This is a genomic window from Mycobacterium asiaticum DSM 44297 (assembly GCF_000613245.1).
Taxonomy (GTDB): domain Bacteria; phylum Actinomycetota; class Actinomycetes; order Mycobacteriales; family Mycobacteriaceae; genus Mycobacterium; species Mycobacterium asiaticum.
This window is the reverse complement of record NZ_HG964936.1, coordinates 1,124,065-1,141,779: the sequence shown is the minus strand read 5'-3', so window position 1 is coordinate 1,141,779 and position 17,715 is coordinate 1,124,065. Positions and strand designations below refer to the sequence as shown.

Annotated in this window: 19 protein-coding genes; 13 read left to right on the top strand and 6 right to left on the bottom strand. The window is 62.6% G+C overall.

Annotated elements, in window-relative coordinates:
* Positions 1–94: 94 nt before the first annotated feature.
* The 8 genes from BN972_RS05445 to BN972_RS05410 are packed head-to-tail and all read left to right on the top strand — an operon-like array spanning position 95 to position 6,815.
* Positions 95–1,267 carry a cytochrome P450 gene (locus BN972_RS05445; protein ID WP_036356617.1) on the top strand — a complete coding sequence of 391 codons (1,173 nt, stop codon included), beginning with the start codon at positions 95–97 and terminating at the stop codon, positions 1,265–1,267.
* A complete protein-coding gene (locus BN972_RS05440) occupies positions 1,267–2,466 on the top strand; it encodes an acyl-CoA dehydrogenase family protein (protein WP_036353771.1) in 1,200 nt (399 codons plus the stop codon). The genes BN972_RS05445 and BN972_RS05440 overlap by 1 nt, the downstream gene beginning before the upstream one ends.
* 26 nt (positions 2,467–2,492) lie before the next feature.
* Positions 2,493–3,041: a MaoC family dehydratase gene (locus BN972_RS05435; protein WP_036353768.1), complete on the top strand. Its 549-nt coding sequence runs from the start codon at positions 2,493–2,495 to the stop codon at positions 3,039–3,041.
* Positions 3,041–3,454 carry a Zn-ribbon domain-containing OB-fold protein gene (locus tag BN972_RS05430; RefSeq protein ID WP_036353765.1) on the top strand — a complete coding sequence of 138 codons (414 nt, stop codon included), beginning with the start codon at positions 3,041–3,043 and terminating at the stop codon, positions 3,452–3,454. The genes BN972_RS05435 and BN972_RS05430 overlap by 1 nt, the downstream gene beginning before the upstream one ends.
* 7 nt (positions 3,455–3,461) lie before the next feature.
* Positions 3,462–4,571 (top strand): acyl-CoA dehydrogenase family protein, encoded by a 1,110-nt coding sequence (locus BN972_RS05425; RefSeq protein WP_036353762.1) that lies wholly within the window; start codon positions 3,462–3,464, stop codon positions 4,569–4,571.
* Entirely contained in the window at positions 4,568–5,035 is a 468-nt protein-coding gene (locus BN972_RS05420) for a MaoC family dehydratase (RefSeq protein WP_036353760.1), read from the top strand. The genes BN972_RS05425 and BN972_RS05420 overlap by 4 nt, the downstream gene beginning before the upstream one ends.
* Positions 5,028–6,197 (top strand): lipid-transfer protein, encoded by a 1,170-nt coding sequence (locus tag BN972_RS05415; RefSeq protein ID WP_036353757.1) that lies wholly within the window; start codon positions 5,028–5,030, stop codon positions 6,195–6,197. The genes BN972_RS05420 and BN972_RS05415 overlap by 8 nt, the downstream gene beginning before the upstream one ends.
* A 12-nt stretch (positions 6,198–6,209) precedes the next feature.
* The gene (locus BN972_RS05410; RefSeq protein ID WP_036353754.1) at positions 6,210–6,815 is read left to right on the top strand and encodes a TetR/AcrR family transcriptional regulator; all 606 of its coding nucleotides are present in this window, start codon (positions 6,210–6,212) and stop codon (positions 6,813–6,815) included.
* Here the strand turns inward: BN972_RS05410 and BN972_RS05405 are convergent.
* Genes BN972_RS05405 through BN972_RS05395 form a run of 3 tightly spaced genes read right to left on the bottom strand, consistent with a single transcriptional unit; the run spans position 6,812 to position 9,825 of the window.
* Entirely contained in the window at positions 6,812–8,023 is a 1,212-nt protein-coding gene (locus BN972_RS05405) for a cytochrome P450 (RefSeq protein ID WP_036353752.1), read from the bottom strand. The two genes, BN972_RS05410 and BN972_RS05405, sit on opposite strands and share 4 nt — an antisense overlap.
* Entirely contained in the window at positions 8,020–9,252 is a 1,233-nt protein-coding gene (locus tag BN972_RS05400; RefSeq protein WP_036353748.1) for a CaiB/BaiF CoA transferase family protein, read from the bottom strand. The genes BN972_RS05405 and BN972_RS05400 overlap by 4 nt, the downstream gene beginning before the upstream one ends.
* Positions 9,253–9,294: 42 nt before the next feature.
* Positions 9,295–9,825, bottom strand: a complete 531-nt coding sequence (locus BN972_RS05395; protein WP_036356614.1) for a nuclear transport factor 2 family protein — start codon at positions 9,823–9,825, stop codon at positions 9,295–9,297.
* 115 nt (positions 9,826–9,940) lie between these two features.
* On the opposite strand from BN972_RS05395, the gene BN972_RS05390 reads away from it, so the two are divergent.
* Both BN972_RS05390 and BN972_RS05385 read left to right on the top strand, forming a co-directional pair.
* Positions 9,941–11,554 carry a class I adenylate-forming enzyme family protein gene (locus BN972_RS05390; RefSeq protein ID WP_036353745.1) on the top strand — a complete coding sequence of 538 codons (1,614 nt, stop codon included), beginning with the start codon at positions 9,941–9,943 and terminating at the stop codon, positions 11,552–11,554.
* An 11-nt stretch (positions 11,555–11,565) separates the two neighbouring features.
* The gene (locus BN972_RS05385; RefSeq protein ID WP_036353742.1) at positions 11,566–12,645 is read left to right on the top strand and encodes an NAD(P)H-dependent amine dehydrogenase family protein; all 1,080 of its coding nucleotides are present in this window, start codon (positions 11,566–11,568) and stop codon (positions 12,643–12,645) included.
* On the opposite strand, the gene BN972_RS05380 is transcribed toward BN972_RS05385, so the two are convergent.
* Positions 12,642–13,514, bottom strand: coding sequence for an SDR family NAD(P)-dependent oxidoreductase (locus BN972_RS05380; RefSeq protein WP_080696700.1), 873 nt, complete (start codon positions 13,512–13,514; stop codon positions 12,642–12,644). The two genes, BN972_RS05385 and BN972_RS05380, sit on opposite strands and share 4 nt — an antisense overlap.
* On the opposite strand from BN972_RS05380, the gene BN972_RS05375 reads away from it, so the two are divergent.
* Positions 13,515–14,336, top strand: a complete 822-nt coding sequence (locus BN972_RS05375; RefSeq protein WP_036353737.1) for a mycofactocin-coupled SDR family oxidoreductase — start codon at positions 13,515–13,517, stop codon at positions 14,334–14,336. It abuts the gene before it with no gap.
* On the opposite strand, the gene BN972_RS05370 is transcribed toward BN972_RS05375, so the two are convergent.
* A complete protein-coding gene (locus BN972_RS05370; protein ID WP_036353734.1) occupies positions 14,333–14,527 on the bottom strand; it encodes an alpha/beta hydrolase in 195 nt (64 codons plus the stop codon). The genes BN972_RS05375 and BN972_RS05370 overlap by 4 nt on opposite strands.
* 16 nt (positions 14,528–14,543) lie before the next feature.
* Positions 14,544–15,599 carry a spirocyclase AveC family protein gene (locus tag BN972_RS05365; protein WP_080696699.1) on the bottom strand — a complete coding sequence of 352 codons (1,056 nt, stop codon included), beginning with the start codon at positions 15,597–15,599 and terminating at the stop codon, positions 14,544–14,546.
* A gap of 122 nt (positions 15,600–15,721) precedes the next feature.
* Between BN972_RS05365 and BN972_RS05360 the strand changes: the two genes are divergently transcribed.
* Together BN972_RS05360 and BN972_RS05355 are read left to right on the top strand one after the other, a co-directional pair.
* Entirely contained in the window at positions 15,722–16,468 is a 747-nt protein-coding gene (locus BN972_RS05360; protein ID WP_036353731.1) for an SDR family oxidoreductase, read from the top strand.
* Between the two features lie 40 nt (positions 16,469–16,508).
* Positions 16,509–17,597, top strand: a complete 1,089-nt coding sequence (locus BN972_RS05355) for an NAD(P)H-dependent amine dehydrogenase family protein (protein ID WP_036353728.1) — start codon at positions 16,509–16,511, stop codon at positions 17,595–17,597.
* Positions 17,598–17,715: the final 118 nt, after the last annotated feature.

The following is a 17,715-nucleotide window of genomic DNA, read 5'->3' as shown; positions in this document are numbered from 1 at the left end:
TGCAAACGGACATTTTCGTTCCATCTGTCCGAACAGCACAAACCTTACGGAAGGCCCTCCAGGAAGGCGTGCGGTGCCCACGACAACAGCCCCTCTGCATTCGCCGGACTTCTACGCCGGCGATCCGTACCCGACCTACCGAGAGCTTCGTAACACCACCCCGGTGGTATGGAACGACGTCACCAACTTCTGGGCGCTGTTGAAATACGAGGATGTGCGCTTCGTTTCGGGTCATCCCTTGACGTTTACCTCGACCAAGGGCATATCGATCCCAGATCCGGCTCAGCCCTCGCCGGTTCAAGAAGGCAATCTGATCTTCACCGATCCGCCACGCCATCGGCAATTGCGGAAACTCATCAATTCCGGCTTCACCCGCCGCCAGGTGACGCTGCTGGAACCCAAAGTGCGCGAGATCGTGAAGGGCATCCTTGATGGTATTGACCCGTCGCGAGACTATGAGTTCGCCGAGGAGATCGCCGCCCCTCTTCCGACGCGGATGATCGCCGAGATGCTCGGCGCTCCACCAGAGGATTGGGAACAGTTTCGGACCTGGTCGGATGCTGCCGTCGGCACCGCCGACCCCGACATCGAGCTGGATCACCTGGTGGCGCTGGGCCAGCTCTACGAATACTTCACCCAGCTGATCGCCGCGCGACGTTCCGGGGAGGTCAGCGGACAGGACGACTTACTGAGCATCTTGGCGGCGGCGCAGGTCGACGGTGAGCGCCTGTCCGACGAGGATCTCCTCAATTTCTCCTTTCTGTTGCTGGTGGCGGGTAACGAGACCACCCGCAACCTGATTGCCCTCGGCACCCTGGCCCTGATCGATCACCCCGACCAGTTCGCCCTGCTGCGTTCGGACCCGTCGTTGCTGCCCTGTGCGGTCGAGGAGATGCTGCGGTTCACCAGCCCGGTCACCCACATGGCGCGCTGCGCAACCGAGGACGTTGAGATACGAGGCCAACAGATCAAGGCGGGTGACACCGTCGTGATGCTTTACGGAGCAGCCAACCGCGACGAAGAGATTTTCGGCCCCACCAGCGAAGAGTTCGATATCACGCGTAACCCGAACCCGCACATCGCCTTCGGCGCCGGGGAACACGCTTGTCTAGGGGCACAGCTCGCACGGCTCGAGGCGCGGGTGATGTTCGAAGTGCTACTGGGCGCCTATCCATCCATCGAGCTGACCGGGGACGTGACGCGGCTTCGCGCCACCATGGTTCCCGGTGTAAAGCGCATGCCTGTCCGATTGGGAGGCAACCGCTGATGGATTTCGATTACACGCCCGAACAGGAACAGCTCCGCAAAGACTATCGGGAACGACTCGAAGCCGTCATGACCCCTGAGCGACGAGCCGCCGTGGCTGGCCTGATGGAGGGAGGCGCAGCCATAACCGAGTGCCGGCGAGCACTCGGCGAGGCCGGGCTGCTCGGTGTCGCGTGGCCCGTCGAATACGGTGGTGGCGGCTTGACCGCACTCGAGCAATACATCTTCGCCGAAGAAGCACGACGAGTGAACGCGCCATTGCCGATGATCACCCTCAACACGGTGGGACCCACCCTCATCCAGTTCGGCACCGAGGAGCAAAAGAACAAGTTCTTGCCCGCGATCCTGAAAGGCACCGTCGAGTTCGCGATCGGCTATTCCGAACCCGGTGCTGGCAGCGACCTTGCTTCGCTGCGCACCAGCGCGGTGCGCGACGGCAACGAGCCAGAGGCGGGATGGGTCATCAATGGGTCAAAGATGTTCACCAGCGGCGCCGAGTTCGCCGACTACATCTGGCTGGCCGCCCGCACCGATCCAAATGCCAAGAAACACAAGGGCATCACCCTGTTCATCGTCCCCACCGATTCTCCCGGGTTTTCCTGGAAGCCGCTGCACACCATGCCGGGCGTCTCGACGTACTACACGTTTTACGACGACGTCCGGGTCCCCGAGAGCGCCATCGTGCTGGGTGAAAACGAGGGATGGAAGCTGGTGACGAACCAGCTCAACTTGGAGCGGGCGGCACTGGGCAACCTCGGCGCCTTGGAACCCTTGTTCCGCAAAACCCTCAAATGGGCCCAAACCACGTCGCTCGATGACGGCATGGTCATCGATCAGCCGTGGGTGCAACATGCCCTTGCCCGCGTCGAGGCTCAGGTCGCCGCATACCGGCTGCTGAACCTGCGGGTGAACGCCACCATGAGCTCCGGTGCGCTGGGCATGGGGCAGGCCTCTGCCGCAAAGGTTTTCGGCACCGAACTTACACAGCAGGTGGCGCGCGAATTGCTCGACGTGGTGGGCCAGGCCGGTGTTCGCAAAGACGTGACAGCTCCCCTCAAAGGTGAGCTGGAGAGCGCCTACCGCCTCGCCGTGATCAACACTTTCGGCGGGGGCGCCAACGAACTGCAACGCGACATCATCGCCATGGCCGGCCTCGGGATGCCGCGCGCACCCCGGGACATGCGGGCCAGCGCATCGTAGAAAACTTCAGAAGGGAAGACCGAACGGTGACCGAAGCAACCAAAGATGAACTGCGGCAGCGCCTCGACGCGTTGATCGGAAAGCCGATCAGTTCTGGACAGCCCGCCAAGGCGCCAGATCCAGTGAATCCGGCGATGATTCGGCACTGGGCGTACGCACTCGATGACATGAACCCCGCATACCTGGACCCGGAGTTCGCCGCTTCGTCCCGCTACGGTGGCCTGGTCTCGTCGCCGGTGATGCTGCAGTCCTGGACGATGGCGCCACCCAAGCTCGCGGGTATCCACGAGCGCGGCGGAGTTCCGGTGGAAATCAAGAACAATCCGCTCCAATTTCTCGCGGACGCCGGATACACGGGCACCGTCGCGACCAACTCGGAGTTCGAGATCGAGCGGTACCCGAGCGTCGGCGACGAGATCACCGCGGAAACCGTGTTCGAGACGATCTCGGATGAAAAGAAGACGGCCATGGGCAACGGCTTCTTCGTCACCTGGATTACCACCTACCGCGATCAGAACGGTGACGTCATCGGTCGCCAACGATTTCGCACCCTGCGATTCAAGACGGGAAATTGATGGCCACCAGACTCGCCCCCTCGATCAGCCCGGACACCGAGTTCTTCTGGTCGGGTCTCACCGAACACAAGCTGCTCATCCAGCGGTGCGCGGACTGCAGCACCCTGCGCGTGCCGCCGCGCCCGATGTGCGGCAATTGTCAATCGCTGAAATGGGATTCCATCGAATCGACCGGCCGTGGCACGGTCTACAGCTTCGTGATGCCGAAGTATCCGCCGCTGCCCTTCCTCGAATACCCCTATGTCGTCGCACTGATCGAACTCGACGAGGGAGTGCGCATCGTGTCGAACCTGTGCGACATCGAACCCGAAGCGATCGAGGTCGGCATGCCCGTCGAGGTCTTCTACCAGACCTTCGACGCCATCCCGAGCGGCGACAAACTCGTGCTGCATCAGTTCCGGCCCGCCCACTGAGGAAGACATGGACTTCTCCTTCACCGAAGAACAAGAGACAGTTGGCAAGGTCGCACGCCAGTTGTTCGAGCATCGCGCCACCCCGGAGCACCTGTCCGGCCTGGAAGCCGGCCAGGTTCGGTACGACCCGGCACTGTGGGCCGAGCTAGCATCCTCGGACCTGTTGGGGATCGCCCTGCCCGAGTCTGTTGGCGGCAGCGGTGGCAGCTTTCTCGAACTCGGCGTACTGCTCGCCGAGGTCGGCTGGAGTGTCGCCCCTGTCCCCCTCTACCCGACATTGGTCTTAGGCGCGGACACGATTGCGCGGCATGGCGACTCAGCGCTGCAGCAGCGATATCTGCCCGGGGTGGCCGACGGCAGCACCATCTTGACCGGCGCGCTCATCGAACCGGGCAGTTCCAATCCGACCGCACCCCGAACATCGGCCCACGCCGAGGCCGGCCGCTGGCGAATTGAGGGCACCAAGGAGCTGGTACCCGCGGCACAGCTCGCGACCGCGGTCGTCGTCTCGGCTCAGGCCGACGACGGTCCAGGCCTGTTCATCGTTGACACCGCAACCGAGGGCGTGAACGTCACCCCGGTGCGCACCACCAACGGCGAACCGTACGCCGACCTGGAATTCACCGGAGCGTTAGGACAGCGCCTCGGAACACCTCGCGGCTCCGAGGCCATCGAATCGCTGTATACCAGGGCCCTTGTCGGGCTCTGCACCATTCAGATCGGCGTGGTCGAACGAGCGCTCAAGCTCGCCGCGTCCTACACCAGCGAACGCGAGCAGTTCGGCCGACCGATCGGCTCGTTCCAGGCCGTTCAACAGAGGCTGGCCGACGCATTCATCGATGTCGAGTCGATCCGTTGGACCGCATGGCATGCCGCCTGGCTGATCGCCGAGGGCAGACCCGCGGCGCGCGAAGCCGCCATCGCAAAGTTCTGGTCCGCTGAGGCCGGCGCACGCGTCGTAGCCTCGGCGCAGCAGGTACACGGCGGCATGGGTATCGATGTCACCTACCCCTTGCATCGATATTTCCTGTGGGCCAAACAGATTGAGCTCGCACTCGGATCTGCCTCACAACAGCTCGCCCGCCTTGGCGCCGGATACCCGGAAGGAAGCAAATGACCTCCACCATTGACCGCACCACTACGCTCGCTTGGAACTCAATCAATGTGGGCGATGAAGTCACTCCGCTAGAAGTCCCTGTCACAACGACGCTGATCGTCGCGGGCGCCATTGCGTCGCGCGATTACATGCCGGTCCACCACGACCGCGACTTCGCCAAATCACAAGGCTCCAAAGATATCTTCCTGAACATCCTGACCACCAACGGGCTGTGCGTGAAGTTCCTGCACGACTGGGCCGGGCCGGAGGCCATGATCAAGAAGCTCTCCATTCGTCTCGGCGTCCCTGCCTATCCGAACGATCCACTGCGCTTCACCGGAAGTGTCAGCGAGAAGTGGACGGGTGAGGGTGAAGGGCTGATTGAGGTTACCTTCAAGGCCGCCAACAGCCTCGGGGATCACGCCACCGGCACCGCAGTGCTCAGCCTGCTCGAGGGTGTGGCCGAGGGAACGACGCATGAGTGATGGGATCGGCGGGAAGGCCGCCCTCGCCGGGATCGGTCAGACGGAGTTCTCCAAGGAGTCGGGCCGCAGCGAGATGCAGCTAGCCTGTGAAGCGGTCAAGGCCGCCATCGACGACGCTGGATTGCGGCCTGCCGACATTGACGGCATGGTCACCTTTTCCGTCGATGACAACGAGGAAATCGAAGTCGCCCGCAATGTCGGCATTCAGGACCTGACGTTCTTCACGCGAGTCCCACACGGCGGCGGGGCTGCCGCGGGCACGGTCATGCAGGCCGCGATGGCAGTCGCCACGGGAGTCGCCGAGGCGGTGGTCTGCTACCGGGCGTTCAACGAGCGTTCCGGGTTCCGGTTCGGCGGCGCGGGTCGCCAACCGGGCGTGACACCGCTGTGGATGGCACCTTATGCGCCATTCGGGTTTATGACGCCCGCCGCTTGGGTTGCCCTGCACGCACAGCGCTATATGACGGCCTACGGTGTGACCAACGCGGATTTCGGCAAGATCGCTGTCATCGACCGCAAGCACGCGGCCAACAACCCCGATGCGTGGTTCTACGGCAAACCGATAACCATTGAACAACACCAAGATTCGCGCTGGATCATCGATCCGGTGCTCAGACTGCTGGACTGCTGCCAGGAAAGTGACGGCGGGGTCGCCATGGTCGTCACCAGCCTCGAACGGGCACGAGACCTGGCCAAGCCACCCGCCGTCATCACCGCGGCAGCCCAAGGCGCAGCTTACGACGGCGAGGTCATGACGAGTTACTACCGGGATGACATCACCGGACTGCCGGAGATGGGTGTCGTCGGCAGCAAACTGTGGCGCGATTCCGGGCTGAAACCGCAAGACATCTCGACAGCGTTTCTCTACGACCATTTCACGCCGTTCGTCTTCACCCAGCTCGAGGAATTGGGGTTCTGCGGTCGCGGCGAGGCCAAGGATTTCGTCTCAGTCGACGATTTGTCACTCGGCGGCCGGATGCCGATCAACACCAATGGCGGACTACTCGGCGAGGCATACATCCACGGCATGAACGGAATCACCGAGGGCGTCCGTCAGGTCCGCGGTACCTCTCACAACCAGGTGGAGAACGTCGAACATGTGCTGGTCACCTCCGGCACGGGGGTCCCGACGAGCGGTCTCATTCTCGCGCCCGACAACTGAGAGCGTGCGGCGGTGACCTACGCGGCGGTGCTCGACACGCGGGATGCCATCATCTCCGCCGCTTTCGCGTGCTTTCGCAGCCAGGGCCTGCGCAGGACGACAATGGTCGACATCGCGCGTGCGGCCGAGGTGTCCCGGAGCACCGTCTACGAATACTTTCGGGACAAGGCCAGGATCGTCGAAGCGTGCGCCGAAGTAGCGTCTCAGAGGTTCTATCGCAAGCTGGCCGCGGCGATCGACCGCGACGGCGGCGGCACGCTGGAGGACAAGCTGGTCCGCGCCAGCGTTTTCGTTTCGCAGGCGCGTCGGGTCGTTGAAACGGAGTCGTACTTCGACCAGGAAATGGTCGACCTCATGCTGACCAAGAACGCTGCCACCCTCCTCCAGGAGTGCAGCGACTTTTTCGCGCCATATGTCTCCGCGGCGAAGCTGACCGGCGAGGTCCGCAGCGACCTCGACATTCATTGGGCCGCAGAGTGGTTCGCCCGCATGTTGTTCTCGCTCTTCACGACTCCATCACCGTTGCTGGATCTGCGCGACGACAAGACGGTGGCCGAATTCGTCCGTCCCTATGTGGTCCGTGGTTTTGCCGATGACTATCGCACCCGACGGCGTTAGCCGCTGACCTTTCGCACCGGGACGTTGGACCAACCACAGACATTGGACATCGCCACGCGTCGCAAACCGCTGCGATCGACTTCGTATTCGGGGATGAGGTCCAATAACGCATTCAGCGCGATGCGGCTCTCCATTCGCGCGAGGGCGGCACCCAGACAGCTGTGCACGCCGTACCCGAAAGCGAGATTGAAACCCATTTTCCGCTCTCGGTCGATGTCCAACCGGTCGGGATCGGGAAACATCCGCTCGTCGCGGGTGGCTGAGCCGGTCACCAGGAGGACCGCGCTCCCTTCGGGGATCGTGATCCCGTGCAAGGTCACATCGCGCGTGGCAGTGCGGATCTGGTACTGGGACGGCGCCTCGTAGCGTAGCAACTCTTCGATCGCTGCAGGGATCTTGCTACGGTCGTCGCGCAACTTCTGCCACTGATCGGGAAAGTCGGCGAACGCGACCATGGCGTTGCCGACCAGTTTCGTCACCGTTTCGGCCCCGGCTCCGCCCAACATGGTGGCGAATCCGGTGATGTCCACATCGGTGAGCTTCTCAACCTGACCATCGCGTTCTATCTCTGTCTCGATGAGCCGACTGATCATGTCGTCTTGCGGTTCAGCACGGCGCTGCTGGACCAGTTTGTAGTAATAGATCCCGGTATTCACCGATGCCTCGTAACCTGCTGCAGTCGTGGCAATTTCACCAGGATGCCGTTCCAGAAGGAGATCAAGCCAGAGCCGGATCTGCTCGCGGTCCGGTTTCGGCACCCCCAGCATGGTCGTGATGACCTCGTTCGGAAACAGTGCCGAAAAGTCCGCAACCACGTCGAAGGACCGAGGATCGAGCGCATCGATGCGTTCGTAGATCTTCTCGCGCACCATATCTTCCAGCGACGCGATGGCACGTGGGGTGAATACGTTGCTGACCAACCGGCGCATCTTCTGATGCTCAGGCGGATCCATCGAGATGATCACCTTGGGCACCGGGATTGCACTGTCGTGCGCCTTCACCATGTCCAGCGTGGCGCCCTTGGCCGAGGAAAAGGTTCCGTGATCCTTGGTGGCCGGTGCCACGTCGTCGTACCGCGTCAGGGCCCAGAAATCCCACTTTTCGTTGTAGTAGACGGGCGCCTCGTCCCGGAGGCGGCGGTAGGTTTCGAACGCTCCGTTGAAGAAGTCTTCTGAGAATGGATCAAACTCGAGGACCGCCACACTCACAAGATTGCTCCAGTCTCCTTATATGCCATGATGGTGTCCCAATCCAGGCCCGCGTCCATCAGCACCTCCTCGGTGTGCTGGCCATGTTCGGGCGCTCCAGGTGGTACCACGGGCTGTTCGTCGAACTGGACCGGATTGGTGGGGAGCGCGAACGGTGCACCGTTCATCGTGGTGGTCCGTGCGACGTAGCCGTTGGCAGTCACCGCCGGGTCCTGGCACAGCTCCCCCGGGGTCTGCACGATCCCCCAAGCCCCGGACAGGCCGGCCAACTGTTCACGCCACTGCGCCAGGGTGCGTTGCGAGAACGCGCGATCCATCAGCGAAATCAGCTCAGTGCGGTTCTCGAAACGTGCTGCGGGGCTCGCGAAGCGGTCGTCGTTGACTAACTCGGGCAGGCCGATAGCGTTCATCGCTTCGGGATAGAATTTGTCCAGTTGCAACATCATCAGCTGTACGTAACGGTCATCCTTCGTGCGGTAGGTCCCCACCAACGGGTTCGGCGCGTCCGCATGCCCGTACTTCGGAATCACGCTGCCACCATGTATTTGGCTCACCGCAACGTCGGGGCTCAGGTTCCAGGCTGCCAGCCCTAACAGCGAGACGTCGACGATCGAACCTTCTCCGGTAGTAGCCCTCTTGTACAACGCAGCGGCAATTCCACCGGCGATGGCCATTCCGCCCAACAGATCGCCAAACGCAGGCCGCGAACGCACCAGCTCCTCGGCGTCTTCGGTGAGAACAGTCGCAATGCCGCCGCGCGCCCAGTACGAGACGCCGTCATAGCCGGGCTTATTGGCATCGGGCCCCTTTGGACCGTGGCCGGAGCCCCGCACGTAGACGATATTGGGGTTGGCAGACCGAATGTCGTCGATATCGATGCCCAACTTCTTGCGACGGCCGGGCAGATAGCTGGTCAGAAACACGTCGCAACTCGCGACCAGTTTCCGAATGACTTCTTGGCCACCAGGCGTACCCAGATCGACCCCGATGGATTTCTTGCCTCGGTTCGGTATCTCGATCATGTAGTTGACGGTGCCGCCGCCCTCGTCGACGATGCCCATGGTCACCAGACCACGCTGCGGATCACCGCCGACGCGCGGCTCTACCTTGATGACCTCGGCGCCCCATTCCGCCAGCACCGCACCGGCCGAGGGCACGAATGTCCAAGCGGCAACTTCCAAGACCCGGACTCCACTGAGTACTTTGTCGCCGGAAATGTAGACCTCCAATTATGAGAATGATGATTCTAGCTAATCGTAGCGGGTGTCCCGCTAGGGCCGCCGTGATAGTCGCTGCGGCTGGGTGGGGTCTCCGGCGGCCCAGAAAGCGCGCCAGGTTGGCATCCAGCCGGGCATGGCTGCGCGTAGCTGAACATCGGCCGGCCAGCGGATGAACTCCGGCCCAGGGCGCTCGGTGACGTCGACCGAATACCAGGGATGCTCCCGCCGCTTAACGAAACACCACTGGTCGTTGCGCCGTTCGTAGACATCGTCGTAGCGCATCGTGATGACATACCATCCGTCACCGTCCTCGTGTTCGGCCCGGCAGTAGACCGAGCCGGTTGCGCGATCGGCACCGTCGAAATCGAATTGATGGCCGCAGACCAGGTGGATGCTGCGATAGAAGCGCCTCAGCACGCCGTCGTACCAGCGTTTCAGCGCATCCCTGCCACGTCCTTCCGCGCCCGCCTTGACATCATCGACGAACAATGCCACCAAGGCATCCAGATCACGGGCGTCCAAAGCCATCGCGTATCGGCTGGGCAGCTGACTGATAGCCAGGCTTGACTCCACCCGGTCGATACGGTCGACGGCCGCGGGATTCCCTGATTCGGTCGACACCGGGGTCAGTGTAGCCCGACGACGCAACGGGAGAACCGTAGTTCTCGTAATTGGATAATGCTACTATCCTGCGCATATGCCCTTCCCGCAGATTATGCCCACCGTTCCCGCGTTGGTGAGGTCCTGCGCGGCAAGCTTCGGGGACCGGCTCTTCCTCATCGCGGGCGGGCAGGAGTTGACCTACACCGATCTGGACCGGCGGTCCGCCCGATTGGCGACCGCACTGCTGAACGAGGGCATCGGTAAAGGCGACCATGTCGGGATCCTGATGCCCAACAGCGTCGACTGGGCGCTGGCCTGGTTTGCCACCACCCGCATCGGAGCGGTCGCCGTGCCGCTCAACACCTTTCACCAAGCGCCCGAGTTGGCCTGGACGGTCCGGCATGCCGACCTGCGAGCCGTCCTGGCGTGGTCGAAGTTTCGCAACCACGACTTCCTGTCCAGGCTCGAAGAGGCGCTGCCGGGTTTGGCCGGACAGCACCATCCGGGCCGTATCGCGGTGTCGGCAGCGCCTTTCCTGCGCACCGTCGCGGTGTGCGGACCGTCCGACCGGGCATGGACGACGACACTGGCGACAGACGGCACACTGTCGGATAGCGAAGCGAGCTTCATTGTCGACGTCGAGTCCTGTGTGACACCGGCGGATGAGGTGGCGATCATCTACACCTCAGGCAGTACCGGGGATCCGAAGGGTCCGGTCCACACCCATGGAACATTGGTCCGCCATACCTACAACCTCACTTTCACTTACGATGTCACCCGCGACGACGTGATGTTCACCGCCATGCCGTTCTTTTGGGTGGGCGGCTTGATTACCGGACTGCATGCGGTGATTCACCACGGAGCGACCCTGGTTACCCAACCGGCATTTGACGCAGCCGAGGCACTGCAACTGATCGAGCGCTATCGCGCCAGCATCACGCTGGGTTGGCCACAACAAGGGAAGACACTCGCCGAGCACCCCGAGTTCGCCCGGCGCGACCTGACATCGGTACGCCGGACCAGCATGCCGGCAATGGTTCCCCCGGAGCGACGCCCGCAGGGACCCAACGCGCTGGGCATGAGTGAGCTGTGCGGCAACCACATTGGTGTGGATTCGTACCCGCCGCAGCCGCCCGGCCGGTCGGAGACCGGCGGGTTTTCCGTCGAAGGGCTCAGCCACATTCTCGTTGATCCCGTTACCGGGCAGCAGGTGCCTAACGGCACGCCAGGCGAGATCTGGGTCCGGGGCTTTTCGTTGATGCAGCGCCTGCATAAGCGAGAACGTGAAGAAGTTTTCACTCCTGACGGTTATTACCGCACGGGCGATTGCGGTGTGCGCCATGACGATGGCTGGATAACCTTCACCGGCCGGCTAGGGGATCTGATCAAGACCGGGGGCGGCGCCAACGTCACACCCGGCGAAGTCGAACTCGCATTGGCCGACTGCGCCGGCGTGTTGGAGGCATACGTCGTCGGCACCGAGGACGCCGCCAACGGAACGGTGGTTGCCGCGGCGGTGGTGCCCCGGGGCGACGCTTCGCTCGACGGGGAAGCGCTGCGATCGCAATTGCGCGCTCGCCTGTCCGCGTACAAGGTGCCGAAATTCATCTGGGTCACGGCAAAGCAAGATCTTCCGTTCACGGCGAGCGGGAAGGTCAAGAAGTCAGAACTGGCACAACAGCTGAGTCGATTGCTGGCACAACGTTAGGAGAAAACACGATGGGAGGCAGAGTACTGCGAGTGGCGGTGATTTCCACCGGCGGTGTGGGTAGCCTCGCGCTGCGTGCCATAGTCCGACGTCGGCACCTAAAGCTCGTCGGGGTGTGGGTGCACAGTGCCGAGAAGACGGGCCGGGACGTTGGTGAGATCGTGGGGCTCGGCCACGTTGGTGTAACGACCACCGCCGATCTGAACGACATCATCACGCTCAGGCCCGACTGCGTGGTGTACGCCGCGGCAAGTGAGGAGATGGATGCCGCCGCGGTCCGCGACTATGTCCGCCTGCTGGAAGCCGGTATCAACGTCGTCACCACCAACACGCCGGGAATGATGTTCCCCGACAGGTGGATACCCCCGCTGGCTGACCAGGTGCGCGCCGCGGCATTGGGTGGCGACGTCACCATTTACACCTCGGGCATCGAGCCGGGCTTCGCCGGTGACCAGTTCGCCGTGCTGCTGTCCACGTTGTCCAACACCATTCGCTCGGTCCGCGCTCAGGAGATCTTCGACTACTCGGCGTATCCGAATGAGTACCTGATGTTCGACGCGATGGGCTTCGGCCGTCCCCTCGATTTCACACCGCTGCTGGAATTAGAAGGTGCGCAACAGTTCGCATGGGGTCCACCCATCGGACTCGTTGCCCGCGCACTCGGCGTCGAGCTGGAGAAGGTCACCGAAAGCTATGAACGCATGGTCACCCCGCGCGACCTGCACGTCGCTTGTGGACTGATCCCGGCGGGTACTTGCGGAGCGGTGCGCGCCGAAACGACGGGAGTGGTCAACGGCCACCCGGTGATCACCATCGAACACATCAATCGCATGGCTCCCGACTTGGCGCCGCAGTGGGCGTCGGCACCGAACGGGACCTATCGCATCGTCATTGAGGGAACGCCGCATATTGCGTGCGACCTGCGCCTCGGTACCGATGACACCGCAGCGTCGGCCAATGACAACGCGATGGAGGCGACGGCGATGAGGGTGGTGAACGCCATCCCTTACGTGGTAGATGCGGCGCCAGGCATCGCCACATCGCTGGACTTGCCGATTACCGCGCCCCGCAACGCCATTGCGTTCGACTAAACGGTGAACATCGGCCCACGGGGAGCACCCCGGACCTCGTTGCCCCCGTCGATCGCGAAGCTTTGCCCGGTGACCCAGCTTGATTCTGGGCCGGCCAGATACCGCACTCCGGGAGCGATGTCGTCCGGCACGCCGAGCCGCCCTAGTGGCACCCGCTCCAAGAAGCTACTTGTCAGTTCCTCCAGGTGAATGTAGCCCTGCGTGGTCGCCGCTGCGGTGAGACCCGGGCGGACCGCGTTGACGCGGATGCCGCGCGAGCCGAGTTCAGACGCCGCCACACGGATGAACATCTCGAGCGCCGCCTTGCCTGCTGAGTAATGCCCCAAGCCCTCCATCGGAATCTTCGAGGAGGTCGACGAGATGAATACGATTGCGCCTCCGTCTTTCATCAGCGGCGCCGAGTAGCGCAGGGCCAGAAAATTCGATCGCAGATTTCCCATGACGAAATCGGTGAATGTCGCGAGGTCCTGTTGGATTAGTGGGCCGGTGCCTCCGGCGGCGACAGTGCCCACGACAATGTTGAGCCGCTGGTTGACGTCATAAGCCGCTTCCGCAGCACTCGCGACGGTCGCTTCGTCCTCCGGATCGCCCTTCTGAAGGACGATTTCGGCATCCGGAGCGACAGCCAGGATTCCATCGCGCGTCGCCTCGAGTCGCTGCATTGATCGGCCGAGCAGGTAGAGCGAAGCGCCGTCGGCCGCCAACAGCCGTGCGCTCGCCTGAGCAATACCGGCCGATGCTCCCAGGATGAACGCGGTTTGCCCGTCAAGAACGCCCATGCGCAAAGACGCTACCACCGGAGAAACCCTAGTTCTCTTATAAAGGAAAGTTACATTCTCAACCGCTGTTAGATCATGTAGCGTACGCATGTGTCAGATCTGACCGGCAAGGTTGCACTCATAACGGGGGCCGCCCGCGGCCAAGGCCGCGCGCACGCCGCAAGATTGAGCGCCGACGGCGCCGACACCATCCTCGTCGATATCGCCGGTCCGTTGCCGCCCAGTGTTCCCTATGATTCGGCCACTCCCGAAGATCTGGCAGAGACTGCGGATCTAGTCATCGCGAACGACCGGCGTGCCGTCACGGCGATCGTCGACACGCGCGACCACGACGGTCTCTGCGCAGCCGTCGACAGCGGGGTGGCCGAGTTGGGGCGGCTGGACGTGATCGTCGCGAACGCTGGCATCTGTTGCCCGGCGCCCTGGGACCAGGTCTCGCACCGCGCTTTTCAGGACACTATCGACATAAACCTGGTCGGCACGTGGAACACGATCATGGCCGGCGCCAAGCACATCATCGCGGGTGAACGCGGCGGGTCGATCATTCTCATCGGCTCGGCGGCGGGCGTGAAATGGGAACCCTTCATGGTGGCGTACACCGCGAGCAAGCACGCGATAACCGGGCTCACCCGCTCGTTCGCCGCCGAGCTGGGCCGCTACCACATCCGCGTCAACAGCCTGCACCCAGGTTCGGTGGCGACCCCGATGGGGAGCGGCCGGATGATTGACGCAATGCAGCAGGCCGCAGCTTCCTATCCGCACCTCCAATTCGGGTTCGGGAAGCAGCTACTTCCCGATGTGGTCACCATGCCAGAAGACGTCGCGGACGCGGTCGCGTGGTTGGCGTCTGACCAATCGAAATATGTCACCGCAACCGCGATTTCGGTGGATGTGGGGGTATCGCAGGCTTAGTAGGCGGCGACTAACGCCGTGGCCAACTGGTCCGGTCGCGAGCAGAAGGGCGAGTGGCCGCCGTCGATTTCGACCACTTCCGCGCCCACCCTGGCGGCCTGGCGCGGGGCCCACGTTCCCCCTACCGCTCGGTCGCCGCGCATGACGATGTAGGTCGACGGCGTGTCCGGCCAGCGGTCGATCGGCAACATGGCGTCATGAGCTCACTCACCGGTAGAACGGCCCCGGCTTACCAGCCTGCTCGAGATGACCATACGGGTCGTACACCTTGACGCCGGGATAGGGATTTTGATCGTAGGCCGGCTGCGACAACCCGCCGGCGCGCAGCCCCGCCAGCACCGCCAACGGCGCAGCGAAAGAAACCAGACCCACCGAAACTGAGATCAGAAGTTGGCGGATCAGCGTCACCTTGTTGCGGCCTGGCCGAGCCGGAAGGCGGTGAGCAATCCGGTTGATCAGCACCAGATCACCGTCTTCATCGCGGACACACATCACCGCGACCATCGCAAAAATCAACGAGTCGTAGACCGCCATGATGAGCGGGAAATAGATGTGCCCGACCCGCAACACAGGCCCGACGGCCTCGGTGTAGAAGAAGATGCCGAACCGCATCCAGGTGAACTGAACCAACCCGTTGAGCGGTATGGCGATGAGGAACGCGCCGATGAAGGCGGCGACAAGTGGGTGCCGCACAAGCCAATTCGACCGATTGAAAAGCGGGGCGGTCAACTTTTCGTGCAGATGAAGCATGCCCAAGCCGTTGAGCAGATAGTAGGCCGCGTAACCACCGAGGAATGCCAACGCCGGCTCGAGATTCGGCGAAATATTCACATACGGCCAGGAAAACGGGAAGTGCAACATCCGCGGATCGAAGATCGCGAACGTCGCCCAGTTGGCGAGCGGATCAAGCGCGCCGGTGATCAGGCCGGCGAAAGCGATCACGACCGCCCAATGGACCTTGCGCTGGCGTACCGAAAGCCACACCAATGCGGCGACCAAACCGATCGCCATTGGGATGGAACTGAATGCGATGACCAGCGGCCAGTTGTCGAAGCCAAGAAACGGCGGGTACGGCGCCGGGCCTGGATTTGGGTTGGCGGTGCGGACATCGCCATGATTGCCGGATTCGATTGTCGCGACGGTAACGACCGCGAAGAGCAGGTAGGCGGCGGCGAAAATTCCCCATCCCACTCTGGCCGGCCACGGCGATCCAGCCCGGCTCGCGGTTGTGGTGAGTTCGGAATCCGCGCTGAAGTGGATCACATTGCCTCCTGCCCTCCGAGAATAGATGTTCTCACAGGACAGAATCACGGTCACAATGCCGCGACTGGACTTCGGCGCGATACCGTGCAATCGACGACTGCGACAGACAGGAAAGCCAGACTATGACGGATCGGCATTCGGACATTGCAGGCACAAAGATGCTCGTCGTCGGGGCATCCTCCGGCATTGGGCGGGCATTGGCCGAGGCAGCACACGCCAGGGGTGCCACCGTCGCCCTCGCCGCTCGGCGAGTGGACCTGCTGTCGACAGTGGCCGACCGACTCGACGGGTCCGCACACGAGCTCGATGTATCCGACCCGCGCGCAATCGAATCCGTCGTCCGGGAAGTGGCCACAGCATTCGGTGAACTCGACGCGGTCGTGTTCACCAGTGCCGCAGTGCCGTTCTCCTTGATCGAGGACACTGACGTAGCGACCTGGATGCACACCTACGCCGTCAACGCCGTCGGCGCCTCACACGTGCTGCGGGCCGCGCTGCCGCACCTGTCCGAGAATGCGGTCGCGCTCGTCGCATCAAGCCACGATGTGGGACGCCCGCGCGCCGGTGTGGCGGCTTACCACGCGAGCAAGGCCGCACTCGATGAGATTCTGCGCTCCTGGCGAGCCGAGCACCCAGATCTCGCGATCATTCGCGTCAGCGTGGGCCCCACCGAAGACACCGAAATCCTGCGTGGTGCCGACCGTGACCTCTTGGCGGATCTCTATCGGGCCTGGGTACAGGAAGGCCAGATTCCCTCCCGTATGTCTGCGCTCGAGGATGTAGCCAACACATTGCTTTCTTTGATCGCGATCTCCCGTGCCAACCCCACCGTCGTGAGCGACATCGTCCACCTTGCGCCTCGACACTGAACCGTAGCGATTGTCCACCGCGAGAACTAACGTTATCGGGATGGATACCGAACCCCGGCTTCGAGTGATCCAGTGGGCAACTGGCGCGGTGGGAACCGAGATGGTCACCACGATCCTCGACCATCGTCCCGACATCGAATTGGTCGGTGCGCGGGTCTATTCCAACGATAAATGCGGCGTTGACATCGGAACCTTGGTAGGCCGCGAGCCGATCGGCGTGACCGCGACGACAGATGTTGGGCAAATACTTGCACTAGACGCCGACCTAGTGCTCTACGCGCCGTCGTTCAGCAACCTCGACGACGTCTGCGCGCTGCTGGCGAGCGGGAAGAACGTCGCCGCCGTCTCGTTCCTCTTTCACCCGAATCGCCTTCCCGATGCCGACCGTGCGCGACTTTTGGCCGCTTGTCAGAAAGGCAATAGCACCATCCACGCGAGCGGGTTGAATCCCGGCAACCTGTCGGGTGTGTTGCCGCTCGCGCTCTCCGGCATGAGCCGTACCATCGATCGGTTCACGCTTCAGGAACGCGCGGATTGGTCGTTATGGGAGAGCACGGACATCACCTTCGACGGAATGTGGTTCGGACGTCCCATCGAAGACATCACCCCGACAGCCAATGACTTCCTGACGTTCAACACCGCCCTGTTCACCCAGCAGACCTGGTTTATCGCTGACACCCTGCACGCCGCGATTGACGACGTCAGGGTCACCGTCGATGCGGTTCCGGCAAGCAAAGACTTTCAGATCTTCGATCATGCGGTTCAAGCCGGCACCACAGCAGGGCAACGCTGGCAATTCGTCGGACACCGCAACGGCGACGCAGTGATCGAGTTCGAGACGCTGTGGACGGTGGGCGGTGAGTATCCAGAACATTGGCCGAAGCCACAGGACGGTTGGACCCTCACGCTCGAAGGCGATCCATCCATGCGTGTGCACTACTTTTGCTTGGCCAGTTATTCACGGCCGGCATCTATCGAGGAGCACGTTCGCGCCGGGTTGATCGCCGTGGCACTGCAGGTCGTCAACGCTATTGCTGCCGTGTGCGCTGCGCCGCCCGGATTCGCGACCATGGCGGATCTTCCGTTGATCCGCAGCTACACCGGATTCGGCGACCGGCGCAGTAAGTGAGCGACTAACCGACAGCGTGGGCTATTTCGTCGAAAATGCTGCCCGGCAACAATAATCCCGCCGAATCCAAAATCTCATTCAAATTGCTTCCCACGTCCTCGGCGCTGAAAGCCCCGCC

Bases quoted from the DNA above. Each gene is read 5' to 3' on its own strand.
- BN972_RS05440 (WP_036353771.1), top strand. From the start codon at position 1,267: ATGGATTTCGATTACACGCCCGAACAGGAACAGCTCCGCAAAGACTAT.
- BN972_RS05430 (WP_036353765.1), top strand. From the start codon at position 3,041: ATGGCCACCAGACTCGCCCCCTCGATCAGCCCGGACACCGAGTTCTTC.
- BN972_RS05425 (WP_036353762.1), top strand. From the start codon at position 3,462: ATGGACTTCTCCTTCACCGAAGAACAAGAGACAGTTGGCAAGGTCGCA.
- BN972_RS05420 (WP_036353760.1), top strand. From the start codon at position 4,568: ATGACCTCCACCATTGACCGCACCACTACGCTCGCTTGGAACTCAATC.
- BN972_RS05415 (WP_036353757.1), top strand. From the start codon at position 5,028: ATGAGTGATGGGATCGGCGGGAAGGCCGCCCTCGCCGGGATCGGTCAG.
- BN972_RS05390 (WP_036353745.1), top strand. From the start codon at position 9,941: ATGCCCTTCCCGCAGATTATGCCCACCGTTCCCGCGTTGGTGAGGTCC.
- BN972_RS05385 (WP_036353742.1), top strand. From the start codon at position 11,566: ATGGGAGGCAGAGTACTGCGAGTGGCGGTGATTTCCACCGGCGGTGTG.
- BN972_RS05380 (WP_080696700.1), bottom strand. From the start codon at position 13,514: ATGCGTACGCTACATGATCTAACAGCGGTTGAGAATGTAACTTTCCTT.
- BN972_RS05370 (WP_036353734.1), bottom strand. From the start codon at position 14,527: ATGTTGCCGATCGACCGCTGGCCGGACACGCCGTCGACCTACATCGTC.
- BN972_RS05360 (WP_036353731.1), top strand. From the start codon at position 15,722: ATGACGGATCGGCATTCGGACATTGCAGGCACAAAGATGCTCGTCGTC.
- BN972_RS05355 (WP_036353728.1), top strand. From the start codon at position 16,509: ATGGATACCGAACCCCGGCTTCGAGTGATCCAGTGGGCAACTGGCGCG.